The following is a 20,197-nucleotide window of genomic DNA, read 5'->3' as shown; positions in this document are numbered from 1 at the left end:
AACTCGGTTGCTCTCTTTGTCGGCCTTCTCACCTTTAATAGTTGACGAGATGACAAGTTAACGAAGTCATCTTTACTTTTCTCTCTTTCTTATTCTCTTGAAAAGAATACTATGAATGCGATATAGTTCATGCCTTCCAGCAAGACAGCATCGTATCAAATCGATTAAGTACAAATGCGCATACACGGTTTTGCCGTGTAGGACTATCCCTCCGTAGATGGACGAAACAGGTATCATGTGCCTTTAGCAACCTATCTTCAGCTTATAGAGAAGGCATTGAATGACTTCCACCAGGTCACTTTTTGAGACATACCCACGTTTTGCCACATACAAATATGGCAAGATCTCAGATTTTATTGTATCTTTGTCCAGTACTTCGTACATGAGAGGAGTGTTTATCTTGGTTTTACAGCACAAAGATAATAAACTCCTCTCAATTTATAAAACATTAAAAGTCAAGACGACTTCGACGACTTCTAGATATGAAACTGCTACTTGGATTTATATTTTCAGTTCTCATTTGCCTATGCATTACTTCGTGTGCAGGCATATTCCGTACTACATATTACATAACGGAGACGGATGGATGGAAGAAGTTGAAACCTTGTTCAGAAGGTGGCATAACTTACACTTATGATGTTACGCCAGACACGATTATGCTTAATGTGAGAGGGCCAGGTACTTCTGCAATTACCGTGGGGCCAATATTTTTTCCCTTTGCTTTCCCCACATGCCTTCAGTTTTGGGCAAAAGAAGAATCAAAGTTGATAGTGGCAGCAACGCTTTATATGAACCAGCCATGTACGATTTATCCACAAAGCATTCGCTTTACGGATAACGAGGGGCACATGATGACTCCCACAATGATAGAACGTCTAGATATGGTTCACAAACAAGACATAACAAAGCTAGACTCTACTGCAATCGTGCAGGGCATAAAGACAAGCGGAGCGATAAGGCTGCGTTGGCATTTTAGGGGGAAACAGGCAAGGAAGAAGGGATTTTGTGTATTGATAGATACCCCAACAATTATCGGAGAGGATGGCAAGCCATTGCTTATCTGGTTCAGACGCAAAACAGAGTATGAGTACATTCCGTTCTTTAGTCATTGATGCTTGATAAAAGCTGGTGGCTTTATATACTAAATGGATTAAAGTAAATATGAAAAGGGTATATTTGATTTTCATCATGAACAGTCTGATTTTCTGCATTTCAAATGCTCAGACATTAATTGAACAGATCGAACGTGCTTACAGCGCGCTCGATTCCACTTCTTTCATTGATAATATCGTCTTGTCTTATTCTAAATCGTTAGAAAAAGAACATGAAGAAACATTCAAATCATTTGTGGATATATGTAGCTCGGGTGTTGACAGCTCAGATGTTGTTCAAAAGCAGCATATAGCCGACAGTATATACTTAAGATATTTCAAAGACGATAAAACTTGGAATGATCAAGAAGTTAAAAAAATTGCAAATGAAGTGAGAGCAGGAACGCCTCTCTACGTTTTGAATTTAAAACTAAAAGATAAACAGACATTGCAAGTAGATACGAGCAGGTTGGCCTTTAATCTTTTTTATTTCGACAAAAGATGTAAAGGACGTTTATACGTATATTGTGATGATGGAGAATATAGTGGTTTAGATTCTCGTTATAGAACTTTTTCAAGACGTCTTGGAAGGAATGCACCAAAAGTTTTTAGGAAAATAATGCGTAAACGTCCGAAGTATCTGTTGTTCTGCCCAGAATTAGAAGGCATGAATACCATTTTATATGTAATCAACAATGAAGTGTTTATTTACAGAATTGTTGAAATGGAGAAGTATAAATTAGACGACTATATGAAGAATAGAACGGCTATTGTGACTTCATGATGGCCAACTGCAAGCTCATTCTTCATTTTGGTGCATATCTAAGGATTGGCTGAAGAAGATATGTTTTACAAAATATCTATACCCGATTTTAACAAAACAGGTTAGAATAGAGAGCTTGAAAGATAACCACTAATGGCCTATTTTGATTTAAACATAACACTTCCCCACGAAGCTTAATTCTATAATATAGGTGTCCGCTAAAACTTTATAGCATGCGGAATGGATATAAAAGTTTTAGCGGACAATAATAGAAATGAAAGGTAACACAGGATTAAAAACTTCTACCCCCCTTGTACATTACGAATGCAAAAGTAAGCATTTGAAAGGCGATGCGCACAAAAGACCACTACGTTCTTTTTCTTTTCTGCCAGTAACTTGTTGCTTACTGGTCGCAGATCGGGAGATTTTGACATTGCCCATTACCCCCTCACATCCGTTAGAGCTGGTGCTTTATAAGGATGATTCTATCAACAGAACGCACATCCGCCGCATCATTCTTATCACTTAGTGCGCTTTCCTTGCCTTTTCTTCCACCACAAATAGTAGCCACTGATAGGCAGGAAACCGCCAACGAGTGCGGCAATCGCATAAAGAACCCGTGAAAACCAACCAGCCCATTTGCCTGTGTGCAACGACTTGAAAAGCTTTTTACCACCAGGTTTCTTGCCGCTACCGTCTTTTTTTGTTTCGGGAGCCCCACCCTCTTGTCGCTGTGCGTGCTCCTTCACGCGGTCTGTATTATCGTGAGCAAAGGCATTTTGCTTTGTTGCAGCCTGCTTTCCATCCCCTTTTGGCATCTTCGTTTCCATCTTCTCGGCGTTCTGTCCGAAGAGTTTCGACATGCCTTGCCTGTACCAACCGAACGAAAACACAGGACCCGTAATGGCCATGAGGAACAGAAACACAAAGGCATAGATGCCTAAGGACACGTGCGTATCATACACAAATCGGCGAAAGCCTTTGTTAGTGCTCACCTTTAAACGGCTTTTCAGCATCTTTTTGCTCTTGGGCCACCAAACAACAACGCCCGTTAACAACACAAGCGCCATGCACATAGACGATACGGCCATAATTACTCGGCCAACCGAAAGTCCGCCGTGGGGATTGTTTGGCACCATAAAGAGCCAGCGATGCAACTGCTTAACGGCCTTATAGAAAGGTTCAACGCCCTCTTCCATGCCCAAAAGTGGGGAAATATCTTTTATCACCAGTAGCAGAAAGCCCGTGAAACATAGAATTGCCATAAACACTCCAAGGGGCAACGCTAGCCACTTGTGGATTTTCAAACAAATTTTTCTCATATACTAAATGGTCATTATTTATATTTGCGTGTATTTAAACACCTTCATAATAGACTAGAAACAGGCCCAAAAGTTTAATTGCAGACAGAAGTTTTCTGCCAGCTAACAGGGCTTAGTTGTTGATGAAACCTAGCTCGGAAAAAGCAAAACCGTATCGGGCTTGGCCTTTGCTGGGAGTTGGTTTAAGGTAATAAGCAAGTTATGTTGTTGGGATATAACGGAGTTTTATGCAATGCCCTGCTGCCTTGTGCGCGAGAAACAACGGCAAACGGCATGGCCAAAGCATAACACAAGTTGGGGATACAAGCCTAAGCCGTATCCCCAACACCTTATTTTTGTCTGATAAACACGTTAATTGGGCAGCCGTGCATGTTCCAATTTTCGCGTATCTTGTTTTCCAAAAAGCGGCGATAGTTCTCCTTTACGTACTGTGGCAGGTTGGCGTAGAACACAAACGAGGGTATCTGCGTGTTGGGCAACTGCGTGCAATACTTAATTTTGATGTACTTACCCTTAGTGGATGGGGGCGGATAAGCCTCGATAAGGGGAAGCATCACTTCGTTAAGTTTCGACGTTCCCACGCGTGCCTTGCGGTTAAGATATACCTGTTTGGCCGTCTCTAGCACCTTAAAGATGCGCTGCTTGGTAAGCGCCGAGGCGAAAATGATGGGGAAATCCACAAAGGGAGCCATGCGTTCGCGAATGGCATTCTCGAAAGTCTTTATCACCTTTTGGTCTTTATCTGGCACCAAATCCCACTTGTTAACCACCACAACAAGCGACTTTTGGTTTTTCTGAATAAGCTGGAAGATGTTCATGTCCTGCGATTCGATGCCGCGCGTGGCATCAATCATCAGAATACAAACGTCGCTATGCTCGATGGCACGTATCGAACGCATTACGCTATAAAACTCCAAATCTTCGGTTACCTTGTTTTTTCGGCGTATTCCGGCCGTATCTACAAGGTAGAAGTCGAAGCCAAACTTATCGAAACGCGTATAAATGCTGTCGCGTGTTGTACCTGCAATTTCGGTAACGATGTTGCGGTCCTCGCCTATAAAGGCGTTGATGATGCTGCTTTTGCCTGCGTTAGGCCTGCCCACCACGGCGAAACGAGGTATGCCGTCTTCAACATTATCGTTGTCGCCAGGTTTTAGTTGCTCAACAACAGCATCGAGCAAGTCGCCCGTTCCACTACCTGTTGATGCGCTAATGGGGAAGGGGTCGCCCAGACCCAACGAATAAAACACGGGGGCTTCGTAAATCTGCTCGTTGTTGTCGGCCTTGTTCACCACCAACACCACGGGCACCTTGGTACGCCTGAGTATCTGCGCCACATCCTCATCGAGGTCGGTTACGCCCGTGTTCACGTCTACGAGGAACAGCACCAAGTCGGCCTCTTCGGTAGCCACGAGCACTTGTCGGCGAATGGCATCTTCGAAGATGTCGTCCGAATTGACCACCCATCCGCCCGTATCTACAACCGAGAACTCGCGCCCAGCCCAGTCGCACTTGCCGTATTGACGGTCGCGCGTGGTGCCAGCGGTATCGCTCACGATAGCGCTACGGGTTTTTGTAAGTCTATTAAATAAGGTGGACTTGCCCACATTGGGACGTCCCACGATAGCTACTAAGTTTGCCATAAATGTAAATTCTTAATCGTCGAAAAAGCGTGTTAGCGTGACATGCGCGGCCAAATTCGGCTTACACGTGGCTCACGAGAAACGTCTTATTCGGGGTTATAGCCAAAACTGTCGAGTTCTTTCTTCGAGCTTCGCCAGTCTTTATCAACTTTCACGAAGGTTTCGAGGTACACCTCTTTGTCGAAAAACCTTTCCAACGTTTTTCGTGCCTCCGAAGAAACCTTCTTCAACGCCACGCCCTGATGCCCAATAACGATGCCTTTTTGACTTTCGCGCTCAACGTAGATAACGGCGTTGATGTGTATTTTCTTTTCTGTTTCCTTAAATCGCTCTACCTTAACCTCCACCGAATAGGGTATTTCCTTATCGTAGTAGAGCAGTATTTTCTCGCGAATTATCTCGCTGACGAAGAAACGCGCAGGCTTATCGGTAAGCTGATCTTTGTCGAAATAGGGCGGCGATTCGGGCAACAGCTCTTGTATTCGGCGCAGAAGGAGGTCGGTGCCGAACTTGTTTTTGGCCGAAATGGGTAATATTTCGGCCTTGGGCAACAGCGCGTGCCAGCGTTCCACGATGTCGCCGAGAGTTTTTTGGTCGCTCTCGTCAATCTTATTGATGAGCAGCAACACGGGAATCTTCATGCCCCGCACCTTCTCCAAGAAGTCGGCATTCTTCTCTGGGTCTTCCACCACGTCGGTAACATACAGCAACACGTCTGCATCGCTAAGTGCCGACACCGAGAAAGCCAGCATCGACTCTTGCAACTTGTAGTTGGGTTTGAGCACACCGGGCGTGTCCGAGAACACGATTTGCATCTCAGGGGTGTTCACAATGCCCATTATTCTGTGCCGCGTGGTTTGCGCCTTGAAGGTGGCTATGGAGATACGCTCGCCCACAAGCTGGTTCATCAGCGTGCTTTTGCCCACATTGGGGTTGCCAACGATGTTTACAAATCCTGCTTTGTGCATGTTTGTTGCTGTGATAAAGGTGTTTGTTTAGAGCTTGGATAAAGCTCAAAAAGACGCATCTTAAGAAATTAAGGATGCGTCTTCTTTGTTATTATTCAATTAAAGTTGGGGCAAACGTGCCGCTTTTACTTTCCTTGTTCGGCCATTTCGGCACCGTCGTAGGCCCACTTGTAGTAAGATGCGCCATGAACGAAACCAGCTCCAAAGCCAGTAAAGATAAGGTTGTCGCCCTTCTTCAATTGTTTTTCAAAATCCCAAAGCACCAAGGGCATACATGCCGCACTGGTGTTTCCGTAGCGTTGGATGTTTACCAGCACCTGTTCGGGCTGCACACCGATACGTTTACCCACCGCCTCGATAATACGGAGGTTGGCCTGATGCGGCACAAGGTAGTTAATATCGTTGGGTGTTAGTCCATTGCGTTCAATCAGCTTGGTACAATCGTCGCCCATTGCCGAAACCGCATAGCGATAAACGGTGCGGCCTTCCTGATAAGTGTAGTGTAAGCGGTGGTCTACGGTGAACTGCGAAGACGGACAAACCGAACCGCCGGCCTTAACATGAAGGAAAGGCAAGCCCTTTCCGTCGGCCAAGAACAGCGAGTCTACCAAGCCCACGTTTTCTTCCGTAGTTCCTTCCACCATCACAGCACCAGCCCCGTCGCCAAAGAGCGGACAGGTAGCGCGATCCTTATAATCGGTGATGGCCGACATCTTATCGGCACCGATAACGATGATGCGCTTATGGCGTCCGCTTTGTATCATGTTGCAAGCCACATCAAAAGCGTACATAAACCCGCAGCAGGCAGCCGAGAAGTCGAATGCGAAAGCATTTTTCAAGCCCAGCTTACCCAGCACGATAGATGCTGTGGAGGGGTGGATGTAGTCGGGAGTGGTGGTGGCAACGATAACCGCATCGATGCTGTCGGGATCAACGCCCGTCTTCTTCATCAGAAGTTTGGCGGCCTTACGGGCCAGATAAGAAGTACCGAGCCCTTCTTCCGTGAGGATGCGGCGCTCCTTGATACCAGTACGCGTAGTAATCCATTCGTCGTTGGTATCGACAATGCGCGACAGCTCCTCGTTGTTGAGGACATAGTCGGGCACGTAACCGGCGACGCCTGAGATTATCGCATTAATCTTATCCATTATTCAGCAACCTCTTCCTTAACGATAGCTACCTTACCTCTGTACTGTCCGCAAGTGGGGCAAACCGTATGATAAATGTAATAAGCGCCACAATTGGGGCATAGAGCCAGTGTGGGAGCTACGGCTTTATCGTGAGTTCTTCTTTTAAGTGTACGAGTCTTGGACTGTCTTCTTTTAGGATGTGCCATTTTGTCTTAATCTTTAATATTGTTTTTTTATTTCTTTCAGTTTCATCCAGCGCGGGTCAATCGCCTCTTCTTCATCCTCATCGCCACTTCGGTTGGCAGCATGTGCGTCCAGCACGTCTATCATTGCTGGGTTGCATTTGCCAGGCGCGTGCACATGCTTGATGGGTATGTTAAGTGCGATAAACTCGTAAACGAACCACGACAGGTCGATTACCCCAGGGTCTTCTTCCAGCGTAACCAGTTCGTCTTCTTCTGAATATTCTTCTCCAAACCTCACTATCAGCCGTTCTTTTGTGTTAACGGGCTGTTCCATGTCGTCAAGACAGAGGTCGCAAGGTATGCTGACCGAACCTTCCATATTGAAGTTCAGCTCAAAAAGGTCGCCGTTTCTTGTAGCTTGCAGCTCAACGTTCACCTTTCCTTTCCTAATTTCGGGGGCGTCGATGGCCTCAAAGAAACTATCGTCAAGCACGTACTCCAACAGGGTTTTGCCTTGCTTTAACGCCTTGACATCCAGCTTAAAGGTTTCTAAGTCACACATTTGGTGTGCAAAGTTACAAATATTTTCCGATAAGTTATAACGAAACTCAAAAAAGTTAGTGTAAGTTGGTTAGTTTTTGAGTTATGAGTTAATGGGCGGGCGAGGTTTTAAGCCAACAAACCAAGGGAAATACAACATGTTTTTCTTCACCCATCCCACTTTTTTCAGCACAACCACCCTGTTCTACCAGCCGAAAGGTTCGCAAGCAAACCGTGCAGAATAAGCCTCATACAGCGTTTACTATTACCACAAAAAAACAACTGATAAAGTATATGCTTTACTAACCATTACCCCTTATTCCCCTTTCTCATCTCTTTTATCTTTCTTTTATAGGCTTTCCAATCTTTCTTATTATCCCATAAATACCTTCGTTGCTTGTTTCTGAAACTTGATGATGGTGGGAGATTGTGTGCAGGAATGAAGTCATAAAGAATGTGGCAGCCATCAGGCTCGTCGGCCTCATCAGGACTTACCCAAATCTGTTGAAAGAGAAGCAAATGATTTTTATCGAGAACTTTAAAAAATCTTTTCACAAGCACTCCCCTAAGCATGTAGTTCCAGTAAAGGTCTACTTCAATCGTATCACCTTTCATCCGATAATAGCCACCAAACCCATTGAATCCATGCTTTGAATGTTGAATTTGAGTCATTAAATCAGTATTCGCCCGTCTTTGTTCCCGAACAGAATCATTGTTCTTAAAGTATATCTCACCAAATGTCGCATCCTTATAGAGTATAAAGGGTTCTAATGTGCTACCTGTCGTCCCTATGGCTTTTACATAGTAGCCATCAATATTTACCTTTTCATCAATATGGGTATTGATATCGGGATGAAATCTGCCTGCTTGCATTGACCTTTCCTTTGAATTTGGGAAAGGATACCAGCAAGAAGAGAATGACAAACAACCTATTATGTAGAATATTATTTTCATACAACCAAACATATAATGTCGATTTTATATCCAAAAGAAAGATACGCCACAGGTATGAAAAGCTCGTCCTAATGACATTATCTCCAACATCAGTTACCTCTTTTTATTATCATTTGCTGTTTCATTCTTTGCTTATAGGCTTTCCAGTCGGCCTTGTTCTCCCACATATACTTGTTCAGCTTACAGCCAAAGCTTGTGGAGGGTGGCAAATTCTTAGCAGGGACAAATTCGTAAAGTACATCATAAGGGTCAGGTACGTCTTCTTTCTTTGATACAACCCACATTCCGCTAAAGAGAAGGAGGTGATTTTTATCGATTATCTTAAAGCGTTTTTTCGCCAACACTTTGCGGAGTTGATAACGATATACTTTATCAACTTCCAATGTGTCTCCTTTAATTTCATAATATCCACCTCCCCCACAAAATCCTTTTTCTGAACTTATAATTTCTTGCATCAAATCTGTATCTTGTTTTTTCTGCTCGTAAAGCGAGTCTCTATTTTTAAAAACGATATTGCCAAACGTTCCATCAGAATAAAGAATAAACGGCTCGAATGTTCCCACCCTCTTATGGGTCACGACGTAGTATCCATTAATGTTCACTTTTTTAGCAATTCCAGTGTTAATGTTAGGGCGAAAGCGACCCAACTGCATCGAACGTTCATAGGCATTAGGAAAGGGCGACCAACAGGCGTATAACACCAAAAGCCCAAAGAAAACCAATAAATTTCTCATACGCATATATTGAAGTAGTCTTGACTTTTAATTTTTCTATGAATAGAGAGGAGTTTATTATCTTTGGGATGCAAAACCAAGACAAACACCCTGCTCATGTACGAAGTACCCGACAAAGATACGATAAAATCCGAAATTCTGCCCCACTTGCCTATGGCAAAAAGTGGTTATACCTTGAAAACGAATGAACCCACAAACTCGTCAAAGCGGGGTGACAGAGTTAACCCCCAATCGGCTCCTTAGGCCGCTTATCAAATATTTTTGGTTACTTCCATCGCTTTCCGGTCGTCTTTCGTCGGCTTATCGGCACCTTGACCGCCTTATTCTCTTGTCGTTGTTCGCCACGCCTTCAATAATAAGACAGACAAGATGCTCAACAATACACAAAATCTGCACAGGCCCTAATGAACGATTAGGGTTAAAGGGTTAAGCCAAATGACTTGTACGAAGTGGACGACAAGCATTGTCACCTCAAAAACTCGTAAGCTCATAAACTCCTCCAACTCACAAATTCACCAACTCGCGGCCCAACACGCTCGCCGACTTGTCAACTCGTCAACTCGATACGTTGTCAATTTTTCAGCACACATTTTAACATTATGAGTGCCCTTTTTATCCACCACGTGCTCACCTTGTCGCAAAAAATCGATTCTCGCAGAGGTTTGTTTTTGATGCAAAAGGGGGGTAGTTTGTGAATGTGGTAAAATGAATATTTATTTCAAGAAACCGTCATTTGTACCACATTTCGGGCTATTTGCTGCTAAATATAGTGCAATTTGCGGCAAAACGCAGTGCAATATGCCGCAAAACGCAGTGCGTTTTGGTGCTAAATGCAGTGCGTTTTGATGCTAAATGCAGTGCGTTTTGGTGCTAAACGCAGTGTATTTTGGTGCTAAATGCAAGGTAAAATGCAGCTAAACGCAAGACGAAAAGCATAAATATCCGCAGGAATAGTATAAATAAAACCATACAGAACCATTAAAAACATGGTAGAAAAGGGCAAAATAGTCGTTAAAAAGTGGGTTTTTAGGGGTTAAAAGCAGGTTATTGGACTTGAAAAATGACGGTCTGGCAACCAAAATAGAAAGGCAAAATGGTGCAAAATGCAGGCTTTGCTCTTAAAAACAGACAAAACAAGAGGCGTGAAAGACCAGAAATAGTGCCTATTTACCTACTTTTTGGCCCATATTTTCGCTAGAACGGAGTGAAAATTAGAGCAACTTTGTAAAATAAAAGATAACAATTTAAGTTTTTGAGTTGATGGGTCTTTGGGGGTGGTGAGTTGGTGAGTTGGTGTATTCTGGGAGTTGGTCGTCTGATGCGTTCGTTATTTTCCATTGCCACTTGTCTTTAATGTTTGCTTATCAAAGCATAAGTTTCTCCATTTTCCTTTTAATTTTTGTAGGGCACTTATCGTATGGGAGTATTCGTGAGCGATGAATATAGCCTATGCACGGTCCTCCATCCCTAAGATAAACTCTATACCAATCACAGCTTAAGATTGGGGTATAGAAAAAGATTTTATCCTTTTCTATCTTTGCCTTTACCTTAAACGTCGTAGATGGTCCTTCTCTAATGAATGTAAACCCATCAGGATCGTTAATCACTGCGGGAAACCTCATATAGTCTTCTTTGTTTAGAAGATTACGTCCCTCGCCATCATACACACAATTAATGTCTGCGCATTTAAAGTTGCGAGGAGGTTCGGTATTCACCATAAAATACAGTGCTTTGTCTCCCAAATCAAGCATCACCACAGAATCTAACGGGTTGCCGTAACTGAACACTCGGGCTTTTGCGATTGCTCCAACAACAAGTTCATGGCCCTTGCCTTGATAGAGCGATTTCACAGAATAAAAACTGTGCCCAATGCTAATACTATCCAGCTGTGCCCCCTCCACCACCTTATAAAGAACTTGTATGCAATCCTTACAAGAACGTTGAGCATGTGCATAAAGAAAGCAAATGCTTGCTAACATGAATATGACGAAGTTCTTTCTCATCATTCTAAGTTTGTTTAGTCGATACACATTTGTTATGTTAAATTACGTTCCTTAACTTCACGTACAAAATTGCCCGCAATACTTGTTGCAGAACAAATCTCTCCCATAGGTTACCTACAACATTGTAAGCAAAAACGCACTTTTTCAAACTTTCGATGTCTAATTTTTCCGTAAGAGCACCAAAGGCTGTTGACAGTGGATTTTATCAACTACGTGCAAGAAAGGTAAGAAGTGGGGCGCGGCGTATACCCCACCACTTAAACAGATCCTTGAGCTTTTGTGCTAAATTCCCAACCAAGAGCAACTCTTCGGGAGTTGGTCGTCTGATGCATCCTTTGTTTTCCATTTGCTGTTTGTTTTTTAGTTTAACCAAACACGTGAGTTTTCAGAAGCCTTTGACAAGCCATTCGCTTTTACGCGTAGTCATTTAATTATTGTCCATTTACATCATTAATAGGCACAAACTTCTTTAGTTCCCTATCATGGCGTGTGGAGTTCCACAAAAAATCAAACGTTTCTTTCTTTATTGGTTGATAATTAAATTTCTTAAAGAAATTTATATCGCAATCAAGATCCGACCAATAACCATAGTTTCTCTCATCAGGCAAGCTTAACAATGAGATTCTTATTCGTGTCGAAGCCCATTTCGCGAACTGCTTGATGAAATTCTACATCATCGTATTCTATAAGCCATTCGGCCACGAAATCAATAGATTCTTCAAAGTCTGGATTGGCTTCGAGACGATGAAACAGCTTTGAGAAGAGCCTTCCTAGGAATGATCTTTTCACTTGTTTACTAGCATCATCATGACAAAATGGCTTGAAATGAAATTTGAAGTATATCATATAGGCGAAACGTTAAACGTATTTCTAAAAATCAAGATGGTTTAAAATACTAACAATAGTCTCTTCTAATCTTGTTAGTTTTATTACAAATATTCCATTTAAGATTGATTGTTCAAATCAAGTATCACGAGATCAAACAGCACATCCGAGCCTTCCTCGTAACATCCCTTAGTCACACTATCTAGTACAATCTGAATATACTTAATGGCTTCGTCACAACTATTATCAGTATACTCTTTTATTAGTTCATCGCTCTTCCGCTCGTAATACCACCCGTCATCTGTGGGGTAGACTCTTGTAGGGTCATTTTTCTTTATATACACATCGCCACCCAAAATTGGAGTAACTTCTTCTCGCAGGATATTAACCATTCTCAATGCCTCATCTGGTAAAAATGCAACAGAGTAAACTCCGTATTCTTGCAAAGATACATATTTAATTCGATAATGGTCAGCTAATTCTTTAGTTGTCATTGCTTTTATTTTTCTTTTATAGCCTCTCCTAAGGTTGCGGTTTGCAATCTTAGGGAAGGCTTGTTTAATACTACCAAACTTAATGGCGAGTTATGTCCGAAAGAGGAATGTAGGCCTCGATAGGATGCCTTACCTTTACATTAAAGGTTATACAACTACAATTGGGCAGAAGTCAATATTCCAAAGAATAAGGGCTGACGTATGCTTGTCACCATTTAAGTGATTTGTCTATCGGAGCATCTTCAAACTTGTCCATGTTACTTGACAAACGTATCTCGGAATGGTCTCAAACCAAGATATTTGTCGCCAAAATCTTTTAATTTCCATTTCGTTATTGTGGTAGATGATCCAGCTCCGTACGTGAAAACGACAACATTACGTTGGCGTGTCACTGCGAAAAGGACGTTTCCCACCTTGTTGTATAGATTTATAACCTGAAAGAAACCAATGAAGTCATCGTCTTCTAATATGGCAACTAACGCTGATAGATCTCCAGGAAGGAATGTTTTCACACCAGAACTAGCTGCGGAAAAGAATTGAATCCAACCGACACCACCTAAACTCTTATCTTTTTTCAACACGATTGACTCTGTGCTGAGAAAGGTTTTGCCTTGATCTAAGGCCTTAACTTTCATTCTTCCTAGGCGGGATATACTTAGGAATACCGAGTCTGTAAAGTCTTCTTTTATAAAGTTGGATGGCGACTTTGCAGTTCCTCCAAGCTGTGATGTAAGTTGGCAAATCGCGATATGGTACACGTAAATACTGTCAAAGTATCTCCGTTCTTTGCTTTTGCGGATAAGTGTGCAAACCCGTTTATTGAGTTCGCTTGTTTGTTCCCGCGTATAGTAAATAGAATGCTGCTTATTAAGTATTGTGTATTTTGGAAGCGATGCGCAGCCTATGAGTAGTATCACCGCTATAGATAATAGTATCGCTTTCATCGTTTTATAAGCCAATTGTTTCCAGTAAAATGCCGTGCAATTAAATTTGAAGTATATCATTATATTCAAACCTAGTTACCGCTTTCCCTTTTTCTTCCTTTGCTGTTTCATTCTTTGCTTATATGCTTTCCAGTCCGCCTTGTTCTCCCACATGTACTTATTCAACTTACAGCCAAAATTAGTGGAGGGGGCAGGTTGGTGGCAGGGACAAACTGATAAAGGATGTCACGTCCGTTCGGTTTATCTTCTTTACCAGTGTAATCCACCCAATGCTCTAACAGGAACACAACGCTAAGCATACTGTTATACAAGATAAATTCTTCATACGTCTTATTAACGGCTACTGCCTGTTTTCTTTTCTCACTTCTTTCATTCTTCTTTTATAGGCTTTCCAATCTTTCTTGTTCTCCCATAAATACCTTCTCAGTTTACCAGCAAAGTTTGTAGAGGGTGGAAGGTTATCTGCGGGAACAAATTGGTAAAGAACATCGTGATCTGTTATGAAGTTATCGCCTTTCGGCATCACCCATGTTTGTTGAAAGAAAAGTAGGTGGTTTCTATCTAGAATCTTAAAGAGCCGCTTTATCAAAAAAATTCTAAGCATGTAACTCAAATAGAAGTTTACTTCTATCGTGTCATTCTTAACCTTATAATATCCGCCAGGTGCGTTGAAACCACGCTTTGAAATCAATATTTCATTCAGCAGACTGGTATGCGGACGTTTTTGTTCATAAGTAGAATCTTCATCCTTGAAGTATATGCCTCCGTACGTCCCATCCGTGTAGAGAATAAAGGGTTCTAGCGGACTGCCTGGCATATTCTTTTCCCTTACATAATAGCCATCAATATTTACTCTTTCATCAATATGGGTATTGATGTCGGGATGAAATCTGCCTGCTTGCATCGACCTCTCGTATGCATTTGGGAAAGGATACCAGCAAGAAGAGAATGACAAACAACCTATTATGTAGAATACTATTTTCATACAACCAAACATTTAATGTCGATTTTATATCCAAAAGAAAGATACGCCACAGGTAGGAAAAGCTTGTCCTAATGACATTATCTCCAACATCAGTTACCTCTTTTTATTATCATTTGCTGTTTCATTCTTTGCTTATAGGCTTTCCAGTCGGCCTTGTTCTCCCACATATACTTGTTCAACTTACAGCCAAAGCTTGTGGAGGGTGGCAAATTCTTAGCAGGGACAAATTCGTAAAGTACATCATAAGGTTCAGGTACGTCTTCTTTCTTTGATACAACCCACATTCCGCTAAAGAGAAGGAGGTGATTTTTATCGATTATCTTAAAGCGACTCTTCGCCAACACTTTGCGGAGTTGATAACGATATACTTTATCAACTTCCAATGTGTCTCCTTTAATTTCATAATATCCACCTCCCCCACAAAATCCTTTTTCTGAACTTATAATTTCTTGCATCAAATCTGTATCTTGTTTTTTCTGCTCGTAAAGTGAGTCTCTATTTTTAAAAACGATACTGCCAAACGTTCCATCAGAATAAAGAATAAACGGCTCGAATGTTCCCACCCTCTTATGGGTCACGACGTAGTATCCATTAATGTTCACTTTTTTAGCAATTCCAGTGTTAATGTTAGGGCGAAAGCGACCCACCTGCATCGAACGCTCATAGGCATTAGGAAAGGGCGACCAACATGAGCATAGCACCAGAAATCCAAAGGAAAATAATAATATCTTCATACAAATTATTTTATTGCCTTTTGGAGATTGCAACACAATCTCCAAAAGGCAGGTTTCACACTACCAAAGACTTAATGGCGAATTATGCCCGAAAGAAGAATACAAGCCTCTGTAGAACTCCTTACCTGGTATAAAGTAAGGAGTTGGTACAAGATAACGATGAACAAGATTTTGTGTGAGACTCTGTACAATCCTCGCACTTACCCCAAATCGATAGATTTGGCTTCCCGACTTGATTCCAACCCAAAAAGGTGCTGAATAGACTTTCCCGTTAGGCCAACCACCACCAACTTTTTGATCTCTACCATTAACATGGATGACTCTTTCAGGATTAGCACCAAGATACGGGTCGACAATATTAGGATCATATCCATAGATACCCGATTCTTCCTTACCGTCATTTGTCGTCACATACGTGCCTACACTGAAATCTCCGATGGTGAGTTCCGCAGCACTAGTACGCCAGCGATCATGGCCAGACTGTCCAAACATGTCGTTATACAGTCGGAAAGAAACGTCGCCAGGCGCGAGTAAAGTTATTGCACCTACGATTTGTTTGCCTAACACATTGCCTCTTACGGTTTGTTCGCCATAATAGGTTTTGCCAAAGCCTGCACCCCAACCGCCATAAGAAGCTTCTGCGTTCCAGCCAACATAATTGTTGGTTATACCGCCGCTAACACTTGCACTAAAATCTCCATCCGTGTAGGAAAGCGAGGCAAGCATGCCCGCCGTCAGACCGCCTTCCGTCCAACTAAACGAAGGAGAGAAAGCAAGGCCCAAATGGTCATTCAAGGGAACATTGCCTGATGGGAATGCCTTGTTTACAATGCCATTCAAACAAATGCTGCCAACTTGCCTCCATGTGGCAGAGGTGATGCTGCCCGTTGCTAGTCCTGCTGTATTAAAACCTAACCATGATGCTCCCGCTGTGATAAGCCCACTTTTTATGGAACTCCACCCCCAGTTGTGAGAGCTGATGGCATTGCCAAGGTAACCAACAACAAAACCAGCACCTGCAACAATAAGGTCGTCTATGCCAAACCATTCTCCGCTCGGGTCGGTATACTTCAACGGATTGTTAAGGCAATAGCTGTAACGATTAAAGTTTTGGCTATTGAACGGCATCTGCACATAGTTGTCGGGACTGAAGAAACGGCCGATAACAGGATCGTACAGGCGACCGTTCATGTTGATTATGTCATACTCGTTGAGCATCTCATGACCTGTGTAGCCCCGATAAAGCCCGATGTCGTTTTGCGTAATGGTTTGTTTACCCCACGCATCGTAAGAAGCATCGAACACTTTCCGTCCTTCTTCATCGCACACAGAGAGTATGCTGCCAAGGTTATCGGTAAAGGCAAGATAAGGCTTGAACAAACCATCCCTTATCACAATTACGTTGCCATCGAGGTAATAATATCCGCGTGTATCACCATTCTCGTAAACTTCTTCGTAATCGCCTGCATAGATGGTGGAACGCACAAGATTACCATCGCGATATTGTGCAGAACACCATCTTTCTTGATCTGGCCCATAGAAGAAGTGTGTTGATAAGCCTTTAACAGAATCAGTAATCATATCAACTTTGCCATACTCATTATAAGTTGTGGTAAGCGGGTCGCTAGGAATCGCCGCAATTGGATTGTCCACCTCGGTAACGGCATGCGGCCTTATATTTGCATCATAATTATAATTGCCCACATCTGTTTTAAATAGCACATTACCATTAGGGGCGTAATCTATTTTCATCATTCCGCCTTGGCTTGGCTTATACGAAATCAGACGGTCAAGGTTGTCGTAACCGAATTCTTCCTTGGAACTGTTGTTTCTGCGGCGAGACAACAAATTGCCTGTTGCCTTGTCATATTCCGAAGTAAAATCTTCAAGCGTTGAATTGCCGTTCGTTAATTTCAGATTAGTTTCAAAACCATCTTTGTCTCGTACACTTGTAGAAACTAACTTGCCCAAGAACGAGAAGCGGTTTACAAGCCCATCATAGTCCTCCTGTTTATAAACGATGTCACCATTTACCTCAACTTGATCCTTAAACCCGTTGAGATCATACTGGTAGTTCACCTCTAAATTACCAGGATATATAACCTGAGACAGTTGGTTTTTGTCGTTATATGTATACTCAAACTTGTATGCCTTTTCGTGTCCCCTAATGTCCCGTTTCTCAGAAACCATTCGGCCGAGCTTATCGTATTGATACTGAACAGAACAACGATCGTTAATTCTGCTTAGCACAAGTGGACTGCCGTTGACGTACGCACCATAGTTGGTTACCAACAGCTGTTTTCCAATGCAGGTGAGGAAGGGGCGTCCCAGCTCATCAAACTGGTAAGTGGTCTTTGTCCCCTTGCCATCTGTTTGAGCAAGCAGCGTTCCGTCTGCAGCATAGGTATAGGTAGAAGTCCCTGCATCGGGGTCGGCAAGCGAGGTTTGGTTGCCGGCCGCATCGTAGGTCATACATACGGTAGAGCCGTGTGCTGTCACACTGGCAGGTTTGCCTACAGAAGCATATTTGTAGGTGACGATGCCCGACGGGTCTTCCACCTTAACCACATTGCCCCACGCATCAAAAGTCTTCGTTACGCTCTGGCCTGTCTCAGCAATCGTAGAGGTTACAGTACGGTTGCCGTAAGTATATTTGGTGGTTTTACCCGAGCTCAGCACTTCTTTCACAAGTCGTCCACGACCGTCGTAAGTGAGAACTTGTTTCGTTGTAAGTTTGCCAGTAGTCTTTTCAATCTTTGAAACCAGTCCTTTAGTATTGTAGGTTGTCTTGTTATTGATATCTACACCTTTCGGCCCAACCGACTTTTTGCTGAGTTCACGCCCTTTCTGGTCATAGCATGTCAGCACTGTCGGTGCACCGTCAGAAACCACCTCGATATCGTATTGTTCCGTTGAGAATGGGGATGTCCATCTGCGTTCAACTTTTGTCTTTGTCCCATCCGCTGCCACAACCTGCGTTTCCTGTCCCCATCCATCGTAAGTGTGCGTTGTGGTGAGTGGTTCTGCGGAGTTTGTTATATCCGTTTGCGTGAGTAGGTTTCCCCATTCATCGTAGGCGAAGGTGTTCACCGAAGTCTCAGGCGTGGTGAACGTCTTAACAACAAGGCGTCCATCGTTGTCATACTCAAAGTGCTTTGTTATGGGTTTCACCCCTTTGCCCGTGGTAACCGTGGTAAGGATGTTGCCTTGTGCGTTGTAGGTGTTGGTGGTTGTCAAAGCCATTTCCGTGCCGTAATTCTCCGTTGTGGAGAGAATGTTGCCATTATCATCATACTTGTACGAGGTTGTTGTGCTAAATGGCGAAGGGTCGTCCTTATGCTTTTGGGTCTTGGTCATGGTTGTGGGCAACCATCGCGCCTGTTTCTTCACATAACCGCCGTACGTCACCCTGCGGTACATGTTGTCGCCATCATTCTCAACCACCTCTTCCACGGGTACGCCTTTCCCATTGTCGTAGGCCGAGCGTGTTATGGTGCGGTTTCCGTCCATGTCCGTTGCCTCTTGCTTGGAAATATAGGCAAAGTAATTACCTTTATCCTGGCCGACGATTGTGGTTGTAGACAAAGTGGTGGCTGCACAACCGCCTTGCTCCACAACAGTCTTAGTTTCTGTGGGTAGCCACCTGGTTTCATCCCACTTGGTTGTCTCGGTAGAAGTCTTGATGCCTAGTGAGGTGTTTGTACTTGCCATCTTGTTGAAACCAAGCATACCTCTCCCCGCGATATGCAATCGCAAATCTTCGTAGCCATATTCGGTGTAGTAGTGCCCCGCACTTCCGTCGTTTGCATACACGTATCGTACAACTGCTATCGGCAGCGCATAGGTGTTAACAGGGTAACGGTTGGCGATGGTGCGCTTATACACAATAGGGTTTGTGGCGTAGGCATACAAGATACTATGAGAAGTTCCCATTCCGTCTTCCACCTTTGTCACACGTCCGGCATTGGCTTTCTCACCATAGTTGAAGTAAGCGTGTATTGTTCCATTAAATCCATCGTCTCCGCTGGTTAGCTTACTGCCGTAGTTTGCCAGTTCCATTTGCCCGTCACCGTCGAAGTCGCCAAGGAAAATTTTGTTCTCCAAAGCATCGTCTTCTCTCCCTTTAGATGCGGCGTTGTTGAAAGCGAATCCATCCCCAGTAGAGCGATACCACCGCACTTCGGTAGCGGTGAATTCCGTTTTGAATTTAGGAAATCCTCTGTACCTGTATCTGGCCTTGCACACCATCACGTCTGTTAGTCCATCGCGGTCCATGTCCCATGTCAGGAGCGCGAACTTGTCATCGTCATTCGTAGTGCCCTGATCTGAGAAACCCATGTCTACACCCTTGCCAATGCGGAATGTTCCACCACCCTCGTTATAGGCCACCCAAAGGTGGTAGTCACCGTCGCCGCAGTTGTACACAAAGTCGATAAGGCCATCTCCGTCGAAATCGCCTTGTTGAATGCGCCATCGGTTGCGCAGGTTTGTTCCTTCGGCTGTCTTTGTTTCAACAAATTTCTCATCCGTGGGTTTTCCACCCGCATTGAAGTAAATCTTATAGCCATTGGCGTAAAGGAAAATCAAATCTTGTAGTCCATCGTTGTTGTAATCACCCACAAACATTTTCTCAGGGTTTTGTGGTAGGCGCAACTTATACTCCCGATGGTCCAGTTTATCCCCATCCATATATTTTATGATGGTACAAGGGTAATAGCCATCCTTTTGCCTTTGTTCCACACACACCACATCATCCTTTCCGTTGCCGTCTGTGTCGAAAGGAACAAGAAGCGGCACAGCATCTGCGGCCTTCAACCCCATGCCGATTTCTTTCACGTTCCATGTGTTGCCATTTGTAACATCGTTCCCCGAGATGAACTGG

The 20,197-nt window shown here is 43.4% G+C and carries 17 protein-coding genes; 2 read left to right on the top strand and 15 right to left on the bottom strand.

What is annotated here, in order from left to right:
- Positions 1-848: 848 nt before the first annotated feature.
- Positions 849-1,112, top strand: coding sequence for a hypothetical protein (locus BN93_RS18775; RefSeq protein ID WP_232211190.1), 264 nt, complete (start codon positions 849-851; stop codon positions 1,110-1,112).
- 76 nt (positions 1,113-1,188) lie between these two features.
- The gene (locus BN93_RS13630; RefSeq protein WP_232211189.1) at positions 1,189-1,875 is read left to right on the top strand and encodes a hypothetical protein; all 687 of its coding nucleotides are present in this window, start codon (positions 1,189-1,191) and stop codon (positions 1,873-1,875) included.
- A 500-nt stretch (positions 1,876-2,375) separates the two neighbouring features.
- Here the strand turns inward: BN93_RS13630 and BN93_RS13625 are convergent, their stop codons facing one another.
- From BN93_RS13625 to BN93_RS17045, 15 genes are all read right to left on the bottom strand, one after another.
- The gene (locus BN93_RS13625) at positions 2,376-3,176 is read right to left on the bottom strand and encodes a PepSY-associated TM helix domain-containing protein (protein ID WP_019188871.1); all 801 of its coding nucleotides are present in this window, start codon (positions 3,174-3,176) and stop codon (positions 2,376-2,378) included.
- 329 nt (positions 3,177-3,505) lie between these two features.
- Positions 3,506-4,819: a ribosome biogenesis GTPase Der gene (der, locus tag BN93_RS13620; protein ID WP_019188870.1), complete on the bottom strand. Its 1,314-nt coding sequence runs from the start codon at positions 4,817-4,819 to the stop codon at positions 3,506-3,508.
- Between the two features lie 86 nt (positions 4,820-4,905).
- Positions 4,906-5,787 carry a GTPase Era gene (era, locus tag BN93_RS13615; protein WP_009231932.1) on the bottom strand — a complete coding sequence of 294 codons (882 nt, stop codon included), beginning with the start codon at positions 5,785-5,787 and terminating at the stop codon, positions 4,906-4,908.
- Between the two features lie 125 nt (positions 5,788-5,912).
- Positions 5,913-6,935 (bottom strand): beta-ketoacyl-ACP synthase III, encoded by a 1,023-nt coding sequence (locus BN93_RS13610; RefSeq protein WP_009231933.1) that lies wholly within the window; start codon positions 6,933-6,935, stop codon positions 5,913-5,915.
- On the bottom strand, positions 6,935-7,123 hold the full coding sequence (gene rpmF / locus BN93_RS17050) for a 50S ribosomal protein L32 (RefSeq protein ID WP_009231934.1): 189 nt from the start codon (positions 7,121-7,123) through the stop codon (positions 6,935-6,937). The genes BN93_RS13610 and rpmF overlap by 1 nt, the downstream gene beginning before the upstream one ends.
- 13 nt (positions 7,124-7,136) lie before the next feature.
- Positions 7,137-7,664 (bottom strand): YceD family protein, encoded by a 528-nt coding sequence (locus BN93_RS13605; RefSeq protein WP_019188869.1) that lies wholly within the window; start codon positions 7,662-7,664, stop codon positions 7,137-7,139.
- 287 nt (positions 7,665-7,951) lie between these two features.
- The gene (locus BN93_RS13600; protein ID WP_198007531.1) at positions 7,952-8,596 is read right to left on the bottom strand and encodes a hypothetical protein; all 645 of its coding nucleotides are present in this window, start codon (positions 8,594-8,596) and stop codon (positions 7,952-7,954) included.
- A gap of 89 nt (positions 8,597-8,685) precedes the next feature.
- Positions 8,686-9,330 carry a hypothetical protein gene (locus tag BN93_RS13595; RefSeq protein ID WP_157462881.1) on the bottom strand — a complete coding sequence of 215 codons (645 nt, stop codon included), beginning with the start codon at positions 9,328-9,330 and terminating at the stop codon, positions 8,686-8,688.
- A gap of 1,364 nt (positions 9,331-10,694) precedes the next feature.
- Positions 10,695-11,336, bottom strand: a complete 642-nt coding sequence (locus tag BN93_RS13590; protein WP_019188865.1) for an SH3 domain-containing protein — start codon at positions 11,334-11,336, stop codon at positions 10,695-10,697.
- 597 nt (positions 11,337-11,933) lie between these two features.
- Entirely contained in the window at positions 11,934-12,122 is a 189-nt protein-coding gene (locus tag BN93_RS18770; RefSeq protein WP_232211188.1) for a hypothetical protein, read from the bottom strand.
- 155 nt (positions 12,123-12,277) lie between these two features.
- Entirely contained in the window at positions 12,278-12,652 is a 375-nt protein-coding gene (locus BN93_RS13580; protein ID WP_044260866.1) for an Imm40 family immunity protein, read from the bottom strand.
- Positions 12,653-12,909: 257 nt separating this feature from the next.
- Positions 12,910-13,596 carry a hypothetical protein gene (locus BN93_RS13575; RefSeq protein WP_157462879.1) on the bottom strand — a complete coding sequence of 229 codons (687 nt, stop codon included), beginning with the start codon at positions 13,594-13,596 and terminating at the stop codon, positions 12,910-12,912.
- 340 nt (positions 13,597-13,936) lie between these two features.
- On the bottom strand, positions 13,937-14,581 hold the full coding sequence (locus BN93_RS13570) for a hypothetical protein (protein ID WP_198007530.1): 645 nt from the start codon (positions 14,579-14,581) through the stop codon (positions 13,937-13,939).
- A gap of 89 nt (positions 14,582-14,670) precedes the next feature.
- Positions 14,671-15,315, bottom strand: coding sequence for a hypothetical protein (locus tag BN93_RS13565; RefSeq protein ID WP_157462877.1), 645 nt, complete (start codon positions 15,313-15,315; stop codon positions 14,671-14,673).
- A gap of 60 nt (positions 15,316-15,375) precedes the next feature.
- Positions 15,376-20,151, bottom strand: a complete 4,776-nt coding sequence (locus BN93_RS17045) for a polymorphic toxin type 23 domain-containing protein (RefSeq protein WP_157462875.1) — start codon at positions 20,149-20,151, stop codon at positions 15,376-15,378.
- Between the last annotated feature and the right edge of the window lie 46 nt (positions 20,152-20,197).

Source organism: Prevotella conceptionensis 9403948 (genome assembly GCF_000312305.1).
In the GTDB taxonomy this organism is placed as follows: Bacteria; Bacteroidota; Bacteroidia; order Bacteroidales; family Bacteroidaceae; genus Prevotella; species Prevotella conceptionensis.
The sequence above is the reverse complement of the archived record's forward strand: the minus strand, read 5'-3'. Positions and strand labels throughout refer to the sequence as shown.

What these genes read in the sequence shown, in the direction of transcription:
- BN93_RS18775 (WP_232211190.1), top strand. Translation starts at nt 849, where the DNA reads ATGATGACTCCCACAATGATAGAACGTCTAGATATGGTTCACAAACAA.
- BN93_RS13630 (WP_232211189.1), top strand. Translation starts at nt 1,189, where the DNA reads ATGAACAGTCTGATTTTCTGCATTTCAAATGCTCAGACATTAATTGAA.
- BN93_RS13625 (WP_019188871.1), bottom strand. Translation starts at nt 3,176, where the DNA reads ATGAGAAAAATTTGTTTGAAAATCCACAAGTGGCTAGCGTTGCCCCTT.
- der (WP_019188870.1), bottom strand. Translation starts at nt 4,819, where the DNA reads ATGGCAAACTTAGTAGCTATCGTGGGACGTCCCAATGTGGGCAAGTCC.
- era (WP_009231932.1), bottom strand. Translation starts at nt 5,787, where the DNA reads ATGCACAAAGCAGGATTTGTAAACATCGTTGGCAACCCCAATGTGGGC.
- BN93_RS13610 (WP_009231933.1), bottom strand. Translation starts at nt 6,935, where the DNA reads ATGGATAAGATTAATGCGATAATCTCAGGCGTCGCCGGTTACGTGCCC.
- rpmF (WP_009231934.1), bottom strand. Translation starts at nt 7,123, where the DNA reads ATGGCACATCCTAAAAGAAGACAGTCCAAGACTCGTACACTTAAAAGA.
- BN93_RS13605 (WP_019188869.1), bottom strand. Translation starts at nt 7,664, where the DNA reads ATGTGTGACTTAGAAACCTTTAAGCTGGATGTCAAGGCGTTAAAGCAA.
- BN93_RS13600 (WP_198007531.1), bottom strand. Translation starts at nt 8,596, where the DNA reads ATGAAAATAATATTCTACATAATAGGTTGTTTGTCATTCTCTTCTTGC.
- BN93_RS13595 (WP_157462881.1), bottom strand. Translation starts at nt 9,330, where the DNA reads ATGAGAAATTTATTGGTTTTCTTTGGGCTTTTGGTGTTATACGCCTGT.
- BN93_RS13590 (WP_019188865.1), bottom strand. Translation starts at nt 11,336, where the DNA reads ATGATGAGAAAGAACTTCGTCATATTCATGTTAGCAAGCATTTGCTTT.
- BN93_RS13580 (WP_044260866.1), bottom strand. Translation starts at nt 12,652, where the DNA reads ATGACAACTAAAGAATTAGCTGACCATTATCGAATTAAATATGTATCT.
- BN93_RS13575 (WP_157462879.1), bottom strand. Translation starts at nt 13,596, where the DNA reads ATGAAAGCGATACTATTATCTATAGCGGTGATACTACTCATAGGCTGC.
- BN93_RS13570 (WP_198007530.1), bottom strand. Translation starts at nt 14,581, where the DNA reads ATGAAAATAGTATTCTACATAATAGGTTGTTTGTCATTCTCTTCTTGC.
- BN93_RS13565 (WP_157462877.1), bottom strand. Translation starts at nt 15,315, where the DNA reads ATGAAGATATTATTATTTTCCTTTGGATTTCTGGTGCTATGCTCATGT.